This window comes from Mangrovibacterium sp. (assembly GCF_059905295.1).
This window is the reverse complement of the sequence record NZ_JBZQJF010000008.1, coordinates 1-2872: the sequence shown is the minus strand read 5'-3', so window position 1 is coordinate 2872 and position 2872 is coordinate 1. Positions and strand designations below refer to the sequence as shown.

2 protein-coding genes are annotated in these 2872 nt (G+C 44.4%); both read right to left on the bottom strand.

The genetic code is table 11. From position 1 onward, the window contains the following. Nucleotides 1-442: 442 nt before the first annotated feature. Nucleotides 443-1000 (bottom strand): hypothetical protein, encoded by a 558-nt coding sequence (locus AC37HE_RS00415; protein WP_500780790.1) that lies wholly within the window; start codon nt 998-1000, stop codon nt 443-445. A 247-nt stretch (nt 1001-1247) separates the two neighbouring features. Further along, a complete protein-coding gene (locus AC37HE_RS00410; protein WP_500780789.1) occupies nt 1248-1829 on the bottom strand; it encodes a nuclear transport factor 2 family protein in 582 nt (193 codons plus the stop codon). Between the last annotated feature and the right edge of the window lie 1043 nt (nt 1830-2872).

The window sequence follows — 2872 nt, the reverse complement described above, 5'->3', positions numbered from 1 at the left end:
TTCAGAAGGCCAAAAAACCACAGGCTGAGGTGCAGCCTGGTTATCAGGAATATCGGGAAAAAGGTGCAAAGCGCATTGATCACAGTTGCGACAATGATCGGTGCGCGAATGGCAACCAGCAACTGTTTCAGCGATAGGGTTGGGCTGCCGGTAGTAAAATCAGGGCCATTTTCAACGTCATTGGGCATGGGGATTTCCTCTATCAGAAAGAAAGGCTCGGGTTGTCGAGTTAGAGACTCAAGTAAAATGCCCCCGAATTTACACGGACATATGCAGCAAGTTTCTCCCACACAGTCGAATCGCCACAAACTTGATCGCCAAGTTTGAAAAGAGTGGTAATTCTGGGGACAATTTAACTCCCCCTGCGGTCAATTCAGCCTCTTGAATTAAGTAAACTGTCCCCGAAACTCTGTCCCTTAAATTAAGTAAGGTGCCCCTTAACTTAGGAGACTCTGCCGGCATAGCGAACCTTGTTTAAAAAAGTGACGATGCCCTTTGAACCCAGAATAAACCAGACGGCTATCGCAATTTGAACCGCAACCGCGATGATGCCCGGCCAGGGAATGACTGAAACGTCGGCATTATTAAGGGCCGAAATGGCTTTTTCGAAACTGGAATTGAAGGAGGGCAGAAGAAGCGCGAAGACAATTTTCGCTAAGGTTGGGAGACTTCGAGTGAGAACAAAAAAGCCCAGAAGAATGATGCCCACGTTCAGCGCGTTGCCGGCGGTGAATTCGTTGTCTGCGGTTTCAAGCTGTGGCAGGTTCCCTTCGACAAGACGTGCAATCCGTGGAGCCAAAAACCAGATTACGGCACAGGCTACAAAGTAGGTGAGACCAAACAGTGAGCCTGATAGTACGAACAACGCGCTTTGCTCCCCCTTGTCGGACCAACTGCCGTAAAGTCCGCTGATTGTCAAAGGCAGTTGGGTGAGACCGGCGACCAGCAGGTAAAGAGCCAACAGGCGTAATGCTACGAAAATAAACTCGGTTCTTTTCAAATGCCCCTCCAGTGGATGCAGCTTTTATCCATTTACCAAAATGCGAGGAAATGTAATTTCGGGGACAGTTTACTTAACTCCCCCTGCGGTCAATTCAGTCTCTTGAATTAAGTAAGCTGTCCCCGGAACTTCCAGTCCCTTGAATTAAGCAAGGTGTCCCCGACTTCCCTTCTCAAAGCCCCCTCCGGTGCAGTTTGTTTTATCTGTTTATAAAATACGCAGGAATGGAAACGGACACTCTTTGCTTTTATTCCAACTCGCCATGGAACTTGACCCGATCTTCACCAAAGAAATTGCTGACGGGATAATCTGAATAACGATTTGTCGCTTTCCATTGGTTGTTTTCGAGGATGAAATTCAAGGTCTCTTTCGATTCTGTGCCATCGGTTTTTGTGGTTTTGTACTCAAGAATGATGAGTTTGTCTCCTTCAGGCTCAATGCGATTGAGAAGAATTAACTTCGCGTTTTTGTATAAACTATTCCACTGCTTTGCCACATTGGTTTTCATTGCAGGGTCGGCAAAAATCGTTTCAAGTTCATTCTTTGATGGTTCGTCAAAGCATGACAAAACCCAATCTGTATCGCCCTTGGCCATTGCAGAAATCAGGGTGGTTAATGCCCCTTCCGGGCTGTCGAATTCCGCTTTGTCGCGGGGAGTGAGATTGAGGTATAGCGGCTGTTTATAATGCCAGACGGTGTAATTGTAGAGGTATTCGACGACCATCGTTTTTTGTTCTACGCCCTCAGTGGGAAACTTTAGAAAGTTGAGCGCGTAGCCATAACTTTCAGTCAAAAGCATAACGATCGCAATAATAAATAATTTTTTCATTTTTCCCTCCAGGTGATAACAGATTTGTAGCAAAGAAGTATTTGGTTTTTTGCGCAAATCCGGAAGGCCGCGTACATAACTCCCGCGTTGGCCAATTTAGTTCCTTGAATGTGAATTCTGGGGACAGTTTACTTAACTCCCCCTGCGGTCAATTCAGCCTCTTGAATTAAGTAAACTGTCTCCGGAACTCTGTTAACCACCCCAGTTGACGAGAGAGTAAAAAGAAAAAACTCGTGTAAGAATTGTAAACTGGGTATAAAAAAGCGCAAAACAGCAAAACAGGGTTCCAGCAATGCAACGCCTTGTAATGCTAATTGATGTCTGCCTAAAATAATAAAAATATGTATAGGCAATTATAAATAACGGGATCAACTCAAAAGCTATTAATTCATAAAAGATATGAATTGAGTACATTTCTTCAGAATAAAACAAGATGGCATTATATAGATGTGACAAAAAAACAAGAATAGATAAAATTAAAGCAATACATATTACAAGTTTTACTTTTTTCGATGGCCTAATATAAAAAATCACAATACTTAATAATATCGTTAAAATCGTTACAGCTAGTGAAATAGTATCCCAATAATCTCGGCAATATACGTTGCCGAACCAGGTAGTGAACTGTTCAATTTCGCTCAGCAGATTATTGATTTTCATATTCAGGCTAACTAGTTAATAGGACGCCAAATAGGCGCATAATATCCCGCAGTTAAACGGTGTAGTATTGTGTGCTTTGTGGAGTAACTCTAAAGACATGGAATCCCCCCATTCCAAATATTGGAGATGCTAATCCCGCCAGCTTCTTTACTTGGTGGCGTTGGAAACGGGCGAAGGTGGTGACAAGAAATGTCAGCCTGATAAGTTGCCTGATTTTTATAGCATTCTAACGATTGTCTTGGCAATCGTTTGTTGTTTCAGTGGTGGGTGACGATTCGGCGAATGCCGGGTGCTGGCGCAGCTGGCGGATCAGCCAGTCGGCGGCGAGGCCGTTGATTACGCCGGTGATGACTGCGAGGAGCAGGAACAGCGGGAAGAGGTGC